Source organism: Pseudomonas multiresinivorans, from assembly GCF_012971725.1.
Taxonomy (GTDB): domain Bacteria; phylum Pseudomonadota; class Gammaproteobacteria; order Pseudomonadales; family Pseudomonadaceae; genus Pseudomonas; species Pseudomonas multiresinivorans.
The window spans coordinates 3,646,994-3,665,156 of the sequence record NZ_CP048833.1; the positions used below are offsets into that span (position 1 = coordinate 3,646,994).

At 66.2% G+C, this 18,163-nt stretch carries 16 protein-coding genes; 10 read left to right on the plus strand and 6 right to left on the minus strand.

The window, feature by feature from the left end; all coding sequences use genetic code 11:
• The first annotated feature begins 46 nt into the window (after positions 1-46).
• Entirely contained in the window at positions 47-961 is a 915-nt protein-coding gene (locus G4G71_RS16575; RefSeq protein ID WP_169942706.1) for a LysR substrate-binding domain-containing protein, read from the plus strand.
• Here G4G71_RS16575 and G4G71_RS16580 read toward each other — a convergent pair.
• From G4G71_RS16580 to G4G71_RS16595, 4 genes are all read right to left on the minus strand, one after another.
• Entirely contained in the window at positions 932-1,423 is a 492-nt protein-coding gene (locus G4G71_RS16580; protein ID WP_169939141.1) for an HIT family protein, read from the minus strand. The two genes, G4G71_RS16575 and G4G71_RS16580, sit on opposite strands and share 30 nt — an antisense overlap.
• Positions 1,424-1,482: 59 nt before the next feature.
• Positions 1,483-2,154 (minus strand): class I SAM-dependent methyltransferase, encoded by a 672-nt coding sequence (locus tag G4G71_RS16585; protein ID WP_169942708.1) that lies wholly within the window; start codon positions 2,152-2,154, stop codon positions 1,483-1,485.
• Between the two features lie 35 nt (positions 2,155-2,189).
• Positions 2,190-2,576 (minus strand): DUF1360 domain-containing protein, encoded by a 387-nt coding sequence (locus tag G4G71_RS16590; protein ID WP_169939142.1) that lies wholly within the window; start codon positions 2,574-2,576, stop codon positions 2,190-2,192.
• Positions 2,577-2,680: 104 nt separating this feature from the next.
• A complete protein-coding gene (locus G4G71_RS16595; RefSeq protein ID WP_064979827.1) occupies positions 2,681-3,112 on the minus strand; it encodes an Rrf2 family transcriptional regulator in 432 nt (143 codons plus the stop codon).
• Between the two features lie 144 nt (positions 3,113-3,256).
• On the opposite strand from G4G71_RS16595, the gene G4G71_RS16600 reads away from it, so the two are divergent.
• From G4G71_RS16600 to G4G71_RS16610, 3 genes are all read left to right on the plus strand, one after another.
• A complete protein-coding gene (locus G4G71_RS16600) occupies positions 3,257-3,760 on the plus strand; it encodes a GNAT family N-acetyltransferase (RefSeq protein WP_169939143.1) in 504 nt (167 codons plus the stop codon).
• Positions 3,761-3,869: 109 nt separating this feature from the next.
• The gene (locus tag G4G71_RS16605; protein WP_169939144.1) at positions 3,870-4,313 is read left to right on the plus strand and encodes a nuclear transport factor 2 family protein; all 444 of its coding nucleotides are present in this window, start codon (positions 3,870-3,872) and stop codon (positions 4,311-4,313) included.
• 59 nt (positions 4,314-4,372) lie between these two features.
• A complete protein-coding gene (locus tag G4G71_RS16610) occupies positions 4,373-4,885 on the plus strand; it encodes a thioredoxin family protein (RefSeq protein ID WP_169939145.1) in 513 nt (170 codons plus the stop codon).
• Between the two features lie 209 nt (positions 4,886-5,094).
• On the opposite strand, the gene G4G71_RS16615 is transcribed toward G4G71_RS16610, so the two are convergent.
• Positions 5,095-7,500 (minus strand): TonB-dependent siderophore receptor, encoded by a 2,406-nt coding sequence (locus G4G71_RS16615; RefSeq protein WP_169939146.1) that lies wholly within the window; start codon positions 7,498-7,500, stop codon positions 5,095-5,097.
• Between the two features lie 306 nt (positions 7,501-7,806).
• The gene (locus G4G71_RS16620; protein ID WP_169939147.1) at positions 7,807-8,715 is read right to left on the minus strand and encodes a LysR family transcriptional regulator; all 909 of its coding nucleotides are present in this window, start codon (positions 8,713-8,715) and stop codon (positions 7,807-7,809) included.
• A 132-nt stretch (positions 8,716-8,847) separates the two neighbouring features.
• Between G4G71_RS16620 and G4G71_RS16625 the strand changes: the two genes are divergently transcribed.
• The 6 genes from G4G71_RS16625 to G4G71_RS16650 all read left to right on the plus strand — a co-directional run bounded on the left by G4G71_RS16625 (position 8,848) and on the right by G4G71_RS16650 (position 18,126).
• Entirely contained in the window at positions 8,848-9,582 is a 735-nt protein-coding gene (locus G4G71_RS16625) for an SDR family NAD(P)-dependent oxidoreductase (RefSeq protein ID WP_169939148.1), read from the plus strand.
• A 31-nt stretch (positions 9,583-9,613) separates the two neighbouring features.
• Positions 9,614-9,829: a tautomerase family protein gene (locus G4G71_RS16630; protein WP_045207268.1), complete on the plus strand. Its 216-nt coding sequence runs from the start codon at positions 9,614-9,616 to the stop codon at positions 9,827-9,829.
• Positions 9,830-9,939: 110 nt separating this feature from the next.
• Complete coding sequence (locus G4G71_RS16635) at positions 9,940-11,136, plus strand: MFS transporter (RefSeq protein ID WP_169939149.1); 1,197 nt, start codon at positions 9,940-9,942, stop codon at positions 11,134-11,136.
• A 58-nt stretch (positions 11,137-11,194) separates the two neighbouring features.
• Positions 11,195-11,707, plus strand: a complete 513-nt coding sequence (locus G4G71_RS16640; RefSeq protein WP_169939150.1) for a DUF2938 domain-containing protein — start codon at positions 11,195-11,197, stop codon at positions 11,705-11,707.
• A 51-nt stretch (positions 11,708-11,758) separates the two neighbouring features.
• Complete coding sequence (locus G4G71_RS16645) at positions 11,759-13,456, plus strand: response regulator (RefSeq protein WP_169939151.1); 1,698 nt, start codon at positions 11,759-11,761, stop codon at positions 13,454-13,456.
• A gap of 95 nt (positions 13,457-13,551) precedes the next feature.
• A complete protein-coding gene (locus G4G71_RS16650; RefSeq protein WP_169939152.1) occupies positions 13,552-18,126 on the plus strand; it encodes an autotransporter outer membrane beta-barrel domain-containing protein in 4,575 nt (1,524 codons plus the stop codon).
• The last annotated feature ends 37 nt before the right edge of the window (positions 18,127-18,163 follow it).

Here is an 18,163-nt window from a genome sequence, read left to right on the forward strand (position 1 = left end):
AGGCATTCCCCGGAGGAATGCCTGACGCTTTCACCGGAGCCCCGTCATCAGCCGATATCTACGCACCCTGCCGCCCCTGGAAACCCTCATCACCTTCGAGGCCGTTGGCCGCTGCGGCAGCTTCACCCAGGCCGCCACTGAGCTGTTCCTCACGCAGAGCGCGGTGAGCAAGCAGATGCGGGCGCTGGAGAGCAGCCTCAAGGTGCCGCTGTTCGAACGCAAACCGCGTGGCGTCACCCTCACCGCTGCCGGCGCGGAGTTGCTGAGCACCGTGGACATGCTGCTGGAGCGCCTGCAACACAGCGTGCGGCGCATCCGCAACGTGCACCAGAGCAACGCCGTGTCGGTACTGGCGACCCACGCCATGGCGCAGTTCTGGCTGTTTCCCAGGCTGATCGAGTTCAACAAGGCGCATCCCGGCATTGCCGTGCACGTGCACGCGATCAACGAGATGGACGAAGCCAGCCTGGTGGATTTCGACCTGGGCATCCTCTACGGCGCGGGCGACTGGACCACGCTGGACAGCCGCTTCGTGCTGCCGGAAGTGGTCTATCCGGTCGCCCGCCCGGACTTCGACGCCTCGCGTATCACCAGCCTCGACCAGCTTGCCGCCGCGCCGCTGGTGCAACTGGATACCTCGGCCTGGAGCTGCCTGGACTGGCACGATTGGTTCGGCCACTTCGGCAAGGATTACCAGCCAGCGGAAAGCGACCCGGTGTTCAACCAGCTCACCCTCGCCTACCGCGCCGTGCAGCAGGGCATGGGCATCGGCCTGGCCTGGGGCTTCATGGCCGACGAAGCCGTGGCCAGCGGCGAGATGCAACGGGTGACCGACCTGGCCATGGTCACCGAGCGCGGCGAATACCTGGTGTCGCTGCGCCATCGAGAGCTGTCGCCGGCCGCGCAGCTGTTCCATGACTGGCTGCTGGCATCACTGGGCCTGGATGAAGCGGCTGCGTAGCAACTCGATCACCTGCCCGATCGACGGCCCCTGCACTGCTGGGGGTACGGGCGCCTCGCCGAACTCGCGCCAGACGAACAGGGTCAGCTCGGCGCCGTCGGTCTGGGTGGCGGCATCCTCGATATGGGCGAACTGGCTCAGCGTGCGATAGCGCTCATCGGCCCAGAACAGCTCCTCCACCCAGGCGTACACCGGGATGAAATGGAAGTGGATCGGGAAGCCCGGCGAATGACCGAAGCGGCCGATGTACAGCCATTTGGGTTGCAGCGTCTGCTCGAGGATGCGCTGGACCTTCGCCATCAACCCGCCCATTTCAGCCAGCGCGGCTTCCGGCAGGTCGGCCAGCGAGTCCGCCGGCTGCTTCGAACCGAGCATCAGGTAACCCGGCAAGGCGGACGCCAGATGGTGGTTGAGCAGCCAGTGCTCAGTCTGGTGAATGACGTGGGAGGAAGGAATCTGCATCGATTGGCGTCCGGCGAAACGGGACGCCAATCTAGCAGACACAGCTCTTGCAAGGGCGCTCAGGCGAGCGCGACCCAGCCGCGGAAGGCGAAGCCGACATAGAAGGCCTCGATGCGGCTGAAGCCGGCTTCCCAGAGCAGCGCTTCGTCCTGCTCGGGAGTGAGGATGTTCAGGTGCGCGTCCACGGCGCTGCGAGCCTGCTGGGCGTTGGCCGGTTCCATCCCCGAGCTGACGGCGAAATCGGCATAGCGCGATAGCCAGCGCGCCCGTTCGCCAGCGCCTTGCGGTACGCACAGGTGAGCCATGACGAAGGCAGAGCCGGGCTTGAGCCGGGAGTGGATCTCACGCAGCGTGCGCAAGCGCTCCGCCTCGGGCAGAAAGTGCAGCGTCAGCAGGCAGGCGCCACCGTCGAACGGGCCAGGCGGTGCGTCATCGATATAGCCCTGCAGCAGTTCGGCCCGGCGTGCGTGCGGCCCCAGCATCTGCGCGGCCACCGCGAGCATCTCGGCGGAAGGGTCGACGCCTGTGAAGCGCCAGGACGGCTGGGCTTCGGCGAAGGCTCGCAGCTCCATGCCGCCGCCCGCGCCGAGTACCAGCAGGTGGCCGTCGGGCGGCGCATTCTCGGCCAGCAGGATGGCGGCCATGCGGTGCAGGTCGAACAGGCCGGGGACGAAGCGCGGCGGATTTTCCGCATAGCGCGCGGCGGCGTCGGGATCGTGGAACGGGGCCATCAGTTCGGAGTGGTTCACGGCGAGTCCTTTCAACGTCATTCGGAAGCGAACAGCTTTTTCAGTTCCCGCTCGCGGACGGCCTTGGCCATGGCGGTGAGGAACACCTTGAACAGCAGGCCGCAGAACAGAGCGGTCAAGGCGACGGTGAAGAAGGTCGCCACCAGCCAGTCGGCCGCCGCCCAACCGCTGGCGATCACTACCGGACGGTAGACCAGGGTGCCGGCGATCACCACCCAGTGACTGAAGCAGTAGAAGCACTGGAACAGGTGGCCGACCTGCGGGTGGACCTTCCAGGCCAGCGCGCGCAGGGGTGCGAAGAGCTCGGTCTGGGTGACGGTCATGGACAGGGCGGATGCGGCGATGGCCAGCGCCAGGCAGGTCCACAGCACACCGGCCAGTGGCGAGTTCAGAAGGTCGATCATGGGAGGGTTCCTGGTGGGTTCGGATTCTTTCGTTACTTTTAAAGTATCGTGATTGAACACACAGGGTCAACGCTCGGTATCGAGCGATGTTCATCGAGGGAGGGTCAGCGGTCCTGCGGGTAAAGTGTGCTGAAACGCTCGGCGAGATCGGCCAGCGACACGGCGCCCAGGCGCTCCAAGAGGATGGCGGTGGCCTGCTCCATGGCGTCCTGCAAGGCGGCGTTGACCACCTTTTCCACCAGGCAGCCCGGGTGTGCGTTGTCGAAACCCATGGCGAACAGGCGTTCGCTACCCACCGCGCGGTAGACGTCCAGCAGCGTCACCTGGCCAAGGTCGCAGTCCAGCGTCCAGCCGCCACCGTGGCCCTTCTCCGAGCGCACGTAGCCGGCCTCGCGCAGGCCGCCCATGGTCCGCCGCACCACGGCCGGGTTGGTGCCGAGCATCCGGGCGATGCGTTCGGAGGTCACGGGCTGGTCGTCGCGGGCCATGTGCAGCAGCACGTGGAGCATGCGCGAGAGGCGGCTGTCGGTTCTCACTGCGGAATCTCGAAGGGAAATGCGACAGCATCATCGCACCCCGCCGCTGCGCGGTTCAAACCCGCCCGCCAGTGGAATTGCCATGGGAATGGGCGACAATGGCGGTCACGCGCCCTCCTCCGACTCGCCGCGAGCCTCCCGAACATGAACGATCTTTCCATCCAGCTGGTGCAGGCCGGCCCCGAACACCAGGACCTGATCCGCAACCTCTACCAGTACTACGCCTACGAGTCATCGGACTGGGAGGACGAGGACGTGGAGGTCGACGGCCGCTTCTACATCCACGAAGAGCACCTGGCGCGCTATTGGAGCGAGCCGGAGTGGAGCGCCAACCTGATCCTCGCCGACGGCTTCATCGCCGGCTTCCTGCTGGTGGAAGGCAGCGAGCTGCCCGGCATCGATGCGCTGGAGCTATCGGACCTGTTCGTCCTGAAGAAGTACCGCCGCCTCGGTATCGGCCGCGCCCTGGCCAACCAGGTGCTGCTGGGCAACCCGGGCCCCTGGCTGGTGCGTTTCTACGCCCAGGACGAGGTCGCGGCAGCTTTCTGGAAGGCCGTGTTCGCCGACCTGCCGCGCCCGGTGCAGAGCGTCGAGCCAGGAGACGATCCGCAGCTGATGAGCTACCTGATCAACCCGGCCACGCACTGAGGGTGCTGTGCGCCAGGATCAGTCTTCTGTCATTTCCGATCATTGAGCGACTCGCCAACCCGGCCGTATCGTCCTGAGCGAACAACAAGAACCCTCCGGAGGTATTCCCGTGACCGCACTGAACCTGTATCCCCAGGCCGCCGCTTCCCTGGCCAGCTGGCACCAGATGGTAGCTGCCAAGAACCTGTCCAACCTGCCGCAACTGCTGGCGCCCAACGCGGTGTTCCGCTCGCCCATGGCGCACACGCCCTACCCCGGCGCGCCGGTGGTCTCGACCATCCTCAACACCGTGCTGCAAGTGTTCGAGAACTTCACCTACCACCGCGAACTCGCCACCGGCGACGGCCTGAACGTCGTGCTGGAATTCAGCGCCACCGTCAGCGGCAAGGAGCTCAAGGGTATCGACATGATCCGCTTCGACGAAGCCGGCAAGATCGTCGAGTTCGAGGTGATGGTCCGTCCGCTCAGCGGCCTGCAGGCCCTGGGCGAGGAAATGGGCCGGCGCCTGGCGCCCTACCTGGCGGCAGCCAAGGCGCAGACTGCCAAGAGCTGATTGCCGGCCACGGGGATTTCTGCTGGGATGAGCCCATCACCCGTTTCAAGGAAATCCCCATGGCCTCCTATGAGGAACTGTTCGCCATCGGCGAAGGCTTCGACGCCTTCGTCGCCCACGGCCTGCCCGACGAGATCGCCGGCGTGCGCAAGGTCCAGCAGCAACTGGCCGAGCCCGGTTCGATCAGCGCCGAAACCCTGCGCCGCATCCTGGCCATCGAAGGCCGCTACCGCCTGCTGATCGCTGGCGAGATGTGGTGCCCGGACTGCCAGATCAACGTCACCGTGATGGACCATCTGCAGCGCCTGCAACCGCGTGTGGAGCTGGCCGTGATCACCAAAGGCCGCGCCGAGGACGATCTGCGCGAGCGCATGGCGCTGGACCGTATCCTGATTCCTGTCGTCCTGGTGCTGGATAGCGATTTCCAGCCAGTGGGGCGTTTCATCGAACGGCCGCTGGAAGTGGTGGCCGGTGGCGATGCGCTCAAGCCGGCCTACCGCGCGGGTGAGTATCTGGAGAGCACGCTGACGGACCTGCTGGAGCTATTCGAAAGAGCCGAAGCGCGCACCTGATCCAGCCTTACCTGTAGGAGCGAGCTTGCTCGCGAACAGAGTTAGGGGCTACTCCGTTTTCAGGCGGTTCGCGAGCAAGCTCGCTCCTACGAAAAGCAGAGTCGAACGACCGGATGCACCGAGGACAATTGGCCCCGGCGGTAGAATGAACCGCAAGAAAAAGCCCCGCGCTGCGGGGCTTTTTCGTGTCGCTCATCCGGCCAGGCGGATCACATCGAGTACTTCACCGTGAACATCAGATTGCGCGGCTCGCCGTAGTTCAGGTTGCCGAAGCTGATGCCGCTGTAATAGTACTTGTCGAAGATGTTGTTGAAGTTCACCCGGGTGTCGATGTTCTCGTTGACCTTGTAGCCGAGCATGGCGTTGGTCACCGTGTAGCCGCCCTGTTGGAAGCCGGTGCTGGTGTCCTCGGTCTGGCTCTGGGTCACGAGGTTGCCGCCGACGCGCCATTTGTACAGTTCGCCCGGCAGGTTGTAGCTGGTGGCGAGCTTGAACAGGTGGCGCGGCTTGCTCGGGTCGAAGGGCTTGCCGACATTGTCCTCGTTGCTGTCGTGCTTGTACTTGGCGTCGACGTAGGTGTAACCCACCATGGCCTGCCAGTTCTCGGTCAGCGCGCCACTCACTTCCATGTCCACACCCTGGCTGCGCACCTTGCCCGAGGCGCGGGAGCAGTACATGGAGGTTGGCGAACTGGGGCAAGGTGAGGGGCCGCTGGTATCGTCGGTGGCGCGGTTTTCCTGGTCGATCTGGAATAGCGCGATCTGGGTGTTCAGGGTGCCGCCGAAGTGCTCGCCCTTCAGGCCGATCTCGTAGTTCTTGCCGGTGATCGGGTCGAGCAGGCTGCCGCTGGCGTCGAAGTTGCTCTGCGGCTTGAAGATGTCGGTGTAGCTTGCATAGACCGAGTACACGTCGTTCAGATCATAGACCACGCCGGCGTAACGGGTGACATTGCGGGTGACCTTCTGGGTGCCGGTCTCGTTGTGCGGGTCGGCCTCGTACCAGTCCAGGCGGCCGCCGAGGATCACCTTGAGCGGGTCGGCGACGTTCAGGCGGGTGGTGACGTAGGCGCCCTTCTGCTCCTGGTCGAGCTTCATGCCCCACAGGTTCATGTCAATGTCCGGCTTGGCCACCGAGGACGGGTCCCATTTGGTCGGGTCGAACGGCGTGACCGGCGAGCCATCCTTGTAGTACAGGTCGCCCCAGCCGCCGTGGCCGTCGAAGCGCTCTTCCCGGTAGCTGCCGCCGAACACCAGCTCGTGCTCGCGACCGAAGGCCTGGAACGGCCCGTTGGCGAAGGCGTCGTAGCTCTGGTGGTCGTCGGTGTAGGAGTACTGGCCCGGCCCCTGGATCATGGTCGGGCAGCCTTCGGTGTAGTAGCAGCTGTTGTACAGGCCGAGCATCTCGATGCGCGCCCACAGCTTGTCGGCGGCGACCTTCATCTGCCAGCCGTTGTCGAAGCGGTGCACCACGTCGCCGAACAGGTGGGTGGTGGTGGTATCCCAGTAGGACCAGTCGGCGCCGTAGTAGTCGGAGCGCTTGAGGTCCAGGTGGCGGCCGCCGAGCGGCGCCGGCAGGCCCACCCAGTTGTCGTTCTTGTTGTCGTTCTGGTAGGACGCGCCCAGGGTCAGGGTGGTGTCCGGGTTCAGATCGGCTTCGGTGATGCCGTAGAGCACGCCGCGCTCGCCGCTGACCACGTCCTGGAAGCTGTCGCGGGTCTCGTAGGCGGCCACCGCGCGGCCGCGCAGGGTGCCTTCGCTGTTCAGCGGGCCGGAAACGTCGACCTGGCTGCGGTAGCGGTCCCAGGTTCCGGCGCTGCCTTCCAGGCTCATGTGGAAGTCCTGGGTCGGGCGTTTGCGCACCATGTTGACGGCGGCGGCCGGGTTGCCGGCGCCCTGCATCAGGCCAGTGGCGCCGCGCACCACTTCGACACGGTCGAAAATCGCCAGGTCCGCCGCGGAAATCACGTCCTGGGTGTAGGTGGAAATGCTGGTGGCCAGGCCGTCGTACATGATGTTGTCGACGTCGAATCCGCGCGCGGCGTAGCTCACCCGCGCCGGGCCGTACTGCTGCACGGTCATGCCGGTGACGCCGCGGATCGCGTCGTCCAGATCCTGCATGTTCTGGTCTTCCATCTGCTGGCGGGTCACCACGCTGACCGACTGCGGCGTCTCGCGGACGGTCATGTTCAGCTTGGTGGAAGTCTGCATCACACCAGTAGTGTAGGAGCCGGTGCCTTCGGTGGTGCCGGGCGCCACGCTGGCGGCACCGACGATTTCGGTCGCGCCCAGATCAACGCTGTCGTTGCCCGCCGCCTTGCTGCGCACGGTGCCGCTGACCTGCGCGCTGTTGCCGTCGACCGTGCCTTGCAGGCCGCTGTCCGCCAGCAGACGGTCGAGCGCCTCGCCCGCCTCCATGTTGCCCTTGAGTGCCGGCGCGCCAACCTTGGCGACCTGGGCACGATCATAGGAAATCCGCATTCCGCTTGCGGACTGCAATTGCTCCAGGGAAACAGCCAGGGGCTGCTTGGGCAGGTCGATGGCCACGGGGGCGGCGACCGCGGAGAGAGCAAAGGTGGAGAGACCGAGCAGGAGCGCTCCCGACGCTACGTCTTTCATCTGCTGAAGGATCCTTGGTGCGAGGTTTTGCGCTCTGTCGGCGCAATGACTCGGGTTGGCGAATGCCAGCGTGGTGGGACGCCGGCGGGGAGCCAAAGTGTATGCAGATGTAAATTATCTGTAAATGCGAATTGTTTGTATCTTAAATCTCACCCTACCCATGCCTCCTTCGCGATGCCGACGCATCCTTCAAAAAGCCGCACCGTGGTTGGGTACAGCGTAGGAGCGGACTCCGTCCGCGATGGCTTCGCCCAGCTCCCCGCCCCGTCGGAGAGGTGATGAATCGATCGCGGACAGAGTCCGCTCCTACGCGCGCGCCTCGAGCATGAACTCGATGAAAGCCCGCACCCGCGACGGCATATGGCGCGCGTGGGGGTAGATCAGCAGGAATGGCCGTGTCGTCTGGCCGTAGTCCTTCAGCACTTCCACCAGATCGCCGCGCTTCAGTTCCTCCTGCACGGTGAAGCGATAGGCCTGCATCAGCCCGCCTCCGCACTTGGCCAGGGTGGCGGTGGCCAGGTAGTCCTCCAGCACCGTGAGGCTGCCGGACGTCTCGATCTCGACCGGCTGGCCGTCGACCCGGAACGACCAGGGCACGCGCCGCCCGGTACTGGGCAACTCGAACTGGATGCACTCGTGATGAACCAGTTCCTCCGGCGTCTGCGGCGTACCCGCGCGCGCCAGGTACTCGGGCGTGGCGACTATCACGTTCTCCGCGTCTTCGAGGCGCCGCGCCACCAGGGTGGAATCCGCCGGGTCGCGGCCACGGATGGCCAGGTCATAGCCCTCGTTGGCGAAGTCGATGTTGCGGTTGCTGACATGCACATCCACCTGCACATGCGGGAAACGCCGGCGGAACTCGGGCAGCAACGGGAACAGCCGGTAGTGCGCATAGGGCGTGGGCACGCTGATGCGCAAACGCCCGGACACGACGCTCTGGCCGCCGCTGACAGCGCGCTCGGCGTCCACCAGTTGGGTCAGCGCCTGGCGGCATTGCTCGAAGTAGTTGCGGCCGTCATCGGTCAGGCGCATCTGCCGCGTGGTGCGCACGAACAGCCGCGCGCCCAGGCGTTCCTCCAGTCGCGCCACCGAGCGGCTGACCGCCGCCGGGGTAATTCCCGCCTCGTTGGCGGCGGCAGTGAAGCTGCCGGTTTCCGCAGCGAGACAGAACAGCTCGATGCTGCCCAGCTGCAGATCGTCGAAGTGGCGAGTCATGGTGCTGTCCAATTGATTACATGAGGTATCAATTCAAATGCCATGAGCCTCATTTTTCAAGCAGCGAATGCAGCCTAGATTGGCCTCCAAGACGCGGGCACACCGCCCCGCCCCACTCTCGGAGAATCCACCATGAGCAAGACCGTCATCGTCACCGGCGCCTCCAGCGGCCTCGGCTTCGCCATCGCCCGCGCCTACCTGGAACGCGGCTACAACGTGGTCGGCAACGCCCGCACCCAGGCGCGCCTGGAGGAAGCCGCGGCGAAGCTGGGCAACCCGCACAACTTCCTCGCCGTGGCCGGCGACATTGCCCGGCCGGAAACCGCCAGCCGCCTGTTCGGCCAGGCCATCGAGGCCTTCGGCGGTGTGGACATCCTGATCAACAACGCCGGCATCTTCATTCCCAAACCCGTCATCGATTACACCGAGGAAGAGGTCAACGCCATCGTCGGCACCAACCTGATGGGCTTCTTCTACCCATCCCAGGCGGCCGCCCGGCATATGTCGGCCAATGGCTCCGGGCATATCGTCACCATCACCGCATCCATCGCCATGCAGCCCAACGTGAAGGTCCCGGCGTTGCTGCCGGTGCTGATCAAGGGCGGCCTGAACAGCGCGGTGCGCGGCCTGGCCCTGGAGTTGGCGGCTTCCCAGGTGCAGGTCAACGCCGTGGCGCCGGGGATCATCGAGACGCCGCTGCACGCCAATGACGAAGGCACCCACACCTTCCTCCGCAGTTTGTCCCCCAGTGGCCAGATCGGCAGCCCGCAGGATATCGTCGACGCCGTGCTCTACCTGACCGACTCGACCTTCGTCAGCGGCACCCTCCTCAACGTCGACGGTGGCTCCACCACCGGCGTCTGGTAACTCGCCCCTCGATCAACAACGGAGAATCGCAATGCCCTACGTGAACATCCAGGTCACCGACGAAGGTGTCACCGCCGACGAACGCCGCCAGCTCATCGAAGGCGTCACCGAACTGCTGGAGCGCGTGCTGCGCAAGCCGCCGTCCACCACCTACGTGGTGATCCAGGAAATCGCCACCGACAGCTGGGGCGTGGGCGGCAAGACCGTCGCCGAGCTGAAGGCCCAGGGCAAGCACGGCAGCAGCTGACCCAGCGGGCACGCCGGGGGCTCGCCAGAGCCTCCGGTGCTTGCCATGCACCAAGCTGGTGCTGATAGGATCGGGAGCCCAACCGCTCCTATCGACAACCGAGGCATGGAATGCTCGCCGCGCTCAAGCGTTATCCGCTACAGGTCAACCTGCTGCTCGGCGGCACATTCCTGCTGACCATGGGCCGGGCCATCACCCTGCCCTACCTGGTCATCTATCTCTCCACCCAGTTCGGCCTGCCGGTTAGCCGCATCGGCCTGATCATGGGTGGCGCATTGTTCGGCGGCTCGCTGCTCAGCCTCTATGGCGGCTTCCTGATCGACCGGATGCCCGGCTTTCGCCTGATCCTCGGCTTCGGCACCTGCTTCGTCGCCGCCTTCGCCGGCATGCTGCTGACCAGCCAGCTATGGCTGTTCTTCCTGTTCCTGCTGGGCTTCAACTTCGCCTACTCGGTCACTGACGTGGTGGTGAAGACCCTCTTCGGCCGCCTGCTGCCGGCGGAGGAACAAGGCCGCGCCTTTTCCATCCGCTACACCCTGATCAACCTCGCCTACGCCATCGGCCCCTTCGTCGGCGCCTACCTCGCGCAGGGCAACCCGCACCTGCCCTTCATCATTTCGGCCAGCCTTGGCGCGCTGTTCCTGCTGGCCTTCGCGCGCCTGGGCGACCGTCATATGCGCCCCGCCGCCAGTGTCTCGCCGCCATCCTTCCTGGCAGTGCTGGGCGTGCTGGCGAAGGACCAGCGGCTGATGTACTTCACCATCGGCGGCGTGCTCACCGCCGTGGTGTTCGGCCAGTTCTCCGCCTACCTCTCGCAGTACCTGGTGGCCACCGGGACGGCGGAGTACGCCTACCAGGTGATCCAGACCCTGCTCGGGGTGAACGCGGTGACGGTGATCGCCCTGCAGTACCTGCTGGGCAAGCGCATTGGCAACGAGCACCTGCAGCGCTGGCTGATCGTCGGCCTGGGGCTGTTCGTACTCGGCATCGTCGGCTTTGGTCTGTCCCACAGCCTCTGGCACTGGGGACTGGCGATGGTGGTGTTCACCCTGGGCGAGATCATCGTGATCCCCGCCGAGTACATGTTCATCGACCGTATCGCCCCGCCGCACCTGCGCGGCGTGTACTACGGCACGCAGAACCTGGCCAACCTCGGCGGCGCCTTCGGGCCGATCCTGGTGGGCTACTTCCTGGCGCTGTTCGCCCCGCACTGGGTGTTCGTCATGCTCGGCGCCTTCATCGTCGGCGGCGGGGTGTTCTATGTGATCGGCTCGAATCTGAGCCGGCGCAGCGCCAGCGGGGCTTGACCTCAAGTCCACTTGAACCGGGATGCTGGGCTCCATCGACTCGCTCAAGGAGCCCCGCATGCCCTACTCCCCCGTTACCCCGCTGCACATCGCCGCCATCGGCATCGGCGCCACCCTGCTGATGGACGGCTGGAGCATCCTGCGCAAGCGCCTGCTGGGCATGCCGTCGCTGGACTATGCGCTGGTCGGCCGCTGGGTCGGCCACATGCCGCGCAGGCGGTTCCGCCACGCCGCCATCGGCAAGGCCGAGCCGATCACCGCTGAGCGCGCGCTGGGCTGGTTAGTGCATTACCTCACCGGCATCCTGTTCGCCGTGCTGCTGATCGGCGCCGCCGGCCGTGACTGGCTGTGCGCGCCAACGCTGCTGCCGGCGCTGGTGCTCGGTCTGGCCACTGTCCTGCTGCCCTTCCTGGTGATGCAACCGGCGTTCGGCCTGGGTATCGCCGCCGCGAAAACGGCCCATCCCGGCAAAGCTCGCATCCACAGCGTCCTGACCCACCTGATATTCGGCGCAGGGCTGTACCTGGCCGCGCAGATCGGCCTGCTGTTACCGGCGACCTGCACCAACTGAATCGCCGGACTACCCTTGCAGCGAACCTATCGCCGCGCAGGAAGCCAGCGAATGAGCCGAATCCTCATTGCCGATCCACAACCCTTCACCCGCGCCGCCTTGCGCCAGCGGCTGGTCGCGGCCGGGCATGAGGTGGTCGGCGAGACTGGCGACGGGCGCGAGGCCCTGGCGCTGGTGCATCGCCTGCACCCGGACCTGCTGGTCCTCGACCTGGACCTGCCGCGCCTGGGCGGCGTGGAGCTGCTGCGGCGCTTCAGCAGTGCGGCAGCGCGGCAGAAGACACTGGTGTTCACCAACCTCTCGGGCGCCTACTACCACAGCCTATGCCTGCAAGCCGGCGCGTCCGGCTTCGTCCACAAGGGCGACCTGCCCGAGGAATTCGACGAGGCGGTGAAACTGGTGCTCAGCGGGCGCAAGGTATTTCCTGCGCGATTGCCCGACGTGCTGGCCGACGGTAGCGAGCAAGGCATCTCACCGGAGAGCATCACCCCCCGCGAACTGACGGTGCTGAAGTATCTGGCCCAGGGTTATCGGGTCAAGGACATCGCCGAACAACTGGCGATCAGCGATAGAACGGTCAGCACCTACAAGACCCGCCTGCTGGAGAAGACCCAGACCGAGTCGCTGATCGATCTGGTGCAGGCAGCCAGGCAGCGCGGCCTGCTGGACGACGGCGTGATCCGCGACCTCGCCCGTGCGCCCGGCGCGCAGCCCCATACGCCGGACCAGCTCGCCCAGCTACTGGACATCCTCCCCAATCCCGTCAGCCTGTGGAGTGTCGACGGCACCCTGCTGGCCTGCAATCCACGGTTCGCCGAGTACTACGACAAGAGCGAATCGGAACTGCTGGGCACCCCCATCTTCTCGTTGGGCAAGATCAACCCGCAGAACACCGAGCAAGCGCGCCGGGAGTTTCTCAAGGGCACCGCTTCGGGCGAGCCCTTCACGCTGATTGTCGATGCTCGTGCCGGAGCGGACCAGCGCATCATCCGATTGATCGGCGTGCCGATGAAGGATGAGTCAGGGAAGCTGATCGGTGTGCTGCTTTCAACCGTCGACATCACCGAACACGAGCGTTACGTCGAGCGCCTGCAGGAATCCAAGACCTACCTCGAATCCCTGTACGCCAGCCGCACGGGGTTCCTGACGACGTCGGGCCGGGACCTGCTCGTCGAGCTCGACTCACTCGACGCGCTACTGGCGGCGAGCCGCGCCAGGCATCCCAAGGATGCGAACCTGAGCCAGTCCAGCGCACACGTGAGCAAGATGCGCGACAAGATCGAAGTGCTCCTGGAGCTGACGCGACTGGAACAGGGCGCCGTGTTGACCATTCCGCAATCGGAGAACCTCAACGAGCTGACCCAAAGGGCGCTGGACTCCGCGCACCCGCGACCCAAGCTGCACCCCTGCGCCGACGCGCCCTGGGGATGGATCGATCCGAACCGCTACCTGCGACTGATCCACGTACTGATCCGCAGCTTCGAGAAGGCCGGGCTGCCGCCGCTGGAACTGACCGCAGACTGCACCACGCTGCCCCACGGCGAACTGCGCTGGCAACTGGTATTCCGGGCCGCACAGGCCGAAGACGTCCAGCCGTCGCTGATCGATATCGAACAGCAGGCACGCATCCACCTCGCGCGCTGGTTGTGCCGCCTGCTTGGAGGAGAACTGAGGATCGGCAGCGCAACCGATGCTGCCATCGCGGCATTGATCCAGCTCAAGCTGCCGAAAGGAAGTCCGCGCTTCTAGTGCATCCACTACAGCAGTATCAGTCGCCCCCGATGGGGCGCACCTCCGCCTGACCCGATGCTTGCGCCATAGCCCCCTCGCTATGGAGAAGCATCATGAAAATCGCACACGCCGCTCGCCGTTCACCCACGCCGGAAACCTCCCTCTCGCATTTGCGCCGCTCGCACCTGGCCCAGGCCATCAGCCTGATCCTGGCCAGCCTGTTCAGCCTGCGGGTGATCGAGGCGGAAGCCGAAGACAGCGTCACCGAAGCCGATACCGACGACCTCAACCAGCCCTCCGAGGCCGGCGCGGTGTTCGACCCCGCACCAGCTTCGTACCTCGATATCGCCCTGCAAGCCGTTCAGCAGGCTCCGGCCGCCTTTGCCAGCCGCGCCCTGCTTGGCGCGCCGCCGCCGATCAGTGTGACCACCACCGGCGGCATCGGCATCGCCACCACGGGCAGCCATACCGAGCCCACGGTCAGGCTTCTCGCCGCCAACGCCACGGGCGTGAAGGCCAGCGGATCCGTCAGCATCAGCCAGGGCCGCATCGAGAACTCCGCCACCACGGCCGCGGCTGCCAAGGGCCAGACCGGTTCGCAGGTCGGTGCCGGGGATACGCTGACGATCACCGATAGCAGCATCGTTCTCGACCCGAAAACGGCTGCCAGCGTGGCAATCACCACCAATGACCTCACTGGCGTGCGCGTCGACGCCAATGGTACGGCGCAACTGAGCGACACCCAGGTACTGATCGGCGGCGGTGCCAAAGGCAACAACAATCGCGGGATCGTGGTCACCAACGGCCAGTTGGACATGCACCGCGGCTCGGTGGGCACGCAGTCCTGGGGTGGCGTCGGCGTCACCCTGGAGAATGGCGCGCAGGCACGGCTGGACGACGTCGCCGTCACCACCACGGGCGTGCGCAGCACCACGACCGGCGGCGCCCACGGCGTACTGGTTACTGGCGCGAGTTCGCTCACCGCCAGCGGCGGCACGATCGATACCAGCGGCGGCTCGGCCTACGGGCTGCGGGTCGACGGAGGATCCTCCGCCAACCTCAGCGGCACTGCCGTCACCACTGCCGGCGGCAACGGCCACGGCGTCCTGGCCGATGCTGCGCGGGTCGATTTCGACGGCGGATCGATCACCACGACCGGCAAGGGCTCCGTCGGTGTCTGGGCGCGCAATGGCGCGACCGTCCACCTGACTGGCGATACGCAGATTCATACCAGCGGGGCGGCAGTCTCCTCCGCCAGCCCGGTGGATGACGAGAAATCCCTGAGCCTGAGCCACGGCCTGCTCGCCGGGGGCAGTGGCACGCTGATCGACGCCGAAGGCGTCAGCCTCGATATCGCCGCCGGCAGCGCCAGCGCCGCACGAGCCGAGGACGGTGCGCAGATCGCCTTGCGCAATGCGGACATCGCGGTCACCGGCAGCGCCACCACCACCACTACCACCGCGGCGCTGCACGCCTTGTCCGGCAGCTCCATCACCGCCACCGGCTCCTCCCTCGACATTTCGGGTACCAACGTCGGCGGCGCCCGTGCCGAAGGCAGCGGCAGCCATGTCCTGCTCAGCCACTCCAGCGCCAGGATCAGCGGCTCCGGCAGCGTCGCCAACCCGACCGCCGGTGCGCGCGCCATGGGCGGCGGCAGCGTGGCGCTCGATCACGCCACGCTGGACGTGCATGGCCTGCTCTACGGCCACGGGGTCTCCATCGAGGGCGCGGGTTCCAGCGGCAGCCTGAGCCACTCCACGGTGAGCGTGGACGGCAACCGCTCCATCGGCCTCAATATCACCGGCGGAGCCACGGCGACAGTCGATGCCAGCAGCCTCTCGGTGGATGCGCCGGCCGGCGCCGTCGGCCCCTGGTCGCCGGGCGTGCTGGTAGACGGCGCCGGATCGAGCCTGCAGATGACCGGCAGCGATGTGCACACCACGCCCAAGACCAGTTACGGCGTGCAGATTCGCGAAGGCGCCGGCGCCACCATCAGCAACGGCAGCATCACCACCCAAGGCAACTACTCCACGGCACTGGCCGCCGGCAGCTCCTCCAGCGCCGCGCCGGGCTCGACCCTCACCGCCAACAACCTGACCGTGACCACCCACGGCAACGACAACGCCATGGGCATAGTCGCCGACCTGGGTGCCACGGTGATCGTGCATGGCGGCTCGGTCACCACCACCGGCAACGGCTCGCCGGTGGCCAGCAACCTCACCTTTCCTCACGGCCTGGCCGCGCGCAATCCCGGCGCCCTGCTGGTGGCCGACGGCACCAGCGTGCTGACCCAGGGTTCGCAAGCCTACGGCGCCGCCGTGGACGATGGCGGCAGCATGATCCTCGACAACCTGAGCGTGAAAACCGAAGGCCAGTACTCGGTCGGGCTGTACGCCGGCATCGGCTCCGCCAAGCCCGGCACGGTCGGCCTCTCCGCCAGCCACGTCACCGTGCAGACTTCCGGCGACCACGCCGCCGGCGCCATGGTCAGCCGACAGTACAAGAGCGAGACCGCGACGCTTGACCTCAGCGACAGCAGCATCTCCACCCTGGGCGCCAGCTCCCACGGCCTGCGGGCTGAATCCGGCGGTGCGCTGAGCGCCACCAACAGCGCCGTCAGCACCCAGGGCGAACAGGCCGTGGGGGTGTTCGCCAACAACACTGCCAGCGCCCGCCTGGATGGCGTCAGCGTGAATACCCAGGGCGACTTCGGCCACGGCGTGGTGGCCCGCCAGGGCGGCAGCGTCGACGCCGAATCCGTCGTGGTGGCCGTACAGGGTGCGCAATCCGCAGCGCTTTATGTGCAGGGAACCGAAGCGCTTCCGGGCCAGGTCCGCATGGACCGCGCCACACTGTCCAACCGCGACGGCGCCACCATCGCCACCGCCGGTGTCGCCGATATCGCCCTCAGCCGTTCCCTCGCCGGCGGCAGTGGCCAGTGGCTGAACGTGGACCGCTCGGTGGCCAGCGATGGCAGCAGCGTTCCGGACATGGGTACCGGCCAGTGGCAAGGCATCGGCACCAGCCAGGACGCCGCTGGCGACGCCCGACTGGACCTGTCGTCCTCCCTGGTCACCGGCACGGCGAAAACCGCGGCCGGCAGCCACTCGGACGTGACCCTGCGTGACACCAGCCTGTGGCAGCTCACCGGCGATTCGAACCTGAGCAGCCTGCGCAACGACGCCAGCCTGATCGACTTCAGCGCCGACGGCGGCTACAAGCAGCTCAGCGTCAATGACTACCACGGCGCAAACGGCACCCTCGCGCTGAACACCTACCTGTACAAGGACGACTCGCCCTCCGACCAACTGGTGATCGACGGCGGCCAGGCCACCGGCGAAAGCAACCTGCGGATCAAGAACGCCGGCGGCCCCGGCGCGCTGACCGAAGGCAACGGCATCAAGGTGGTCGATGCGGTGAACGGCGGCACCACCGATGCCGAGGCTTTCCGCCTGCTCAACCGGGTCAAGGCCGGCCCGTACGAATACACGCTGCACCGCGCCAGCCTCGACGACAGCAATGGCGAAGCCTGGTACCTGCGCTCGACGAAGGATGCTGCTCCGGTCGATCCAGTTGATCCGGTCGATCCCGTCACCCCTGTCGATCCAGCCGACCCGGTCGCTCCCATCGACCCCATCACCCCCGTCACTCCCGACGCACCGACCGACCCGGCCCCTGCGCCTGCGCCGCAGGTACCCAACTACCGCGCGGAAACCTCGCTGTACAGCGCCCTCCCCGCCATGGCACTGAACTACAGCCGCGCCCTGGTCGACACACTGCACGAGCGAGTGGGAGAAGAACGGCGCAACGCCACCGATCCTCTGCCCAGCGAAGCAACCGATACCTACGGCCCGTCCCTGGGCTGGGGCCGGCTGATCTACCAGAAGGGCAAGGACGGCCTGCCCGGTGGCGCCGATTACGACTACCGCATCCAGGCCTTCCAGGTGGGCGCCGACCTCTACCGCAACGAGGACAGCGACGGCAGCACCAACCAGGCCGGTCTGTCGCTGCAGGCCGGGCGCATCAAGGGCAATGTAGAGCATACCGACGGCCAGGGCGCCGGCGACGACACCCTGCGCTCCTACGGCATCGGCGGCTACTGGACGCACTTCGGCCCGAAAGGCTGGTACCTGGACGGCGTGCTGCAGTTCAACCGCTTCGACATGCAGGCCCGCGCCAACGACGCCGACTCCCTGAAGAGCCGCGGCCATGGCGTCACCGCATCGCTGGAAGGCGGCTACCCGTTCAAACTCAACCGTGACAAGACCCTCCACCTCGAGCCGCAGGCCCAGCTGATCGCCAGCCGGCTGAAACTCGATGACAGCCACGACGACGCCGCCGACGTGCACTTCGAGGACGTCGACTCCCTCACCGGCCGCCTGGGCGTGCGGGTCGACAAGGACTGGTTCCGCGAGGATGACAAGGGGCGTATCCATCGCACCAACGCCTGGGTACGGCCGAGCGTCTGGCACGAGTTCAAAGGCAAGGCCAAGACCGAGTTCTCCTCGGCCAACGGCTACATCCCCTTCGGCACCGACATGGACGGCACCTGGGGCGAACTGAACCTGGGGGTGGACTACCAGCTCGACGACCGTACCAGTCTGACCGGTGGTCTCGGCATTCAGAAATCCTTCGATGGTGAGGGCCGCAGCTACGAAGGCATCCTGGGTATCAAGGTGAAATTCTGAACATTGATCACTGACCGGCGAGGCCCCCTCCGGGCGC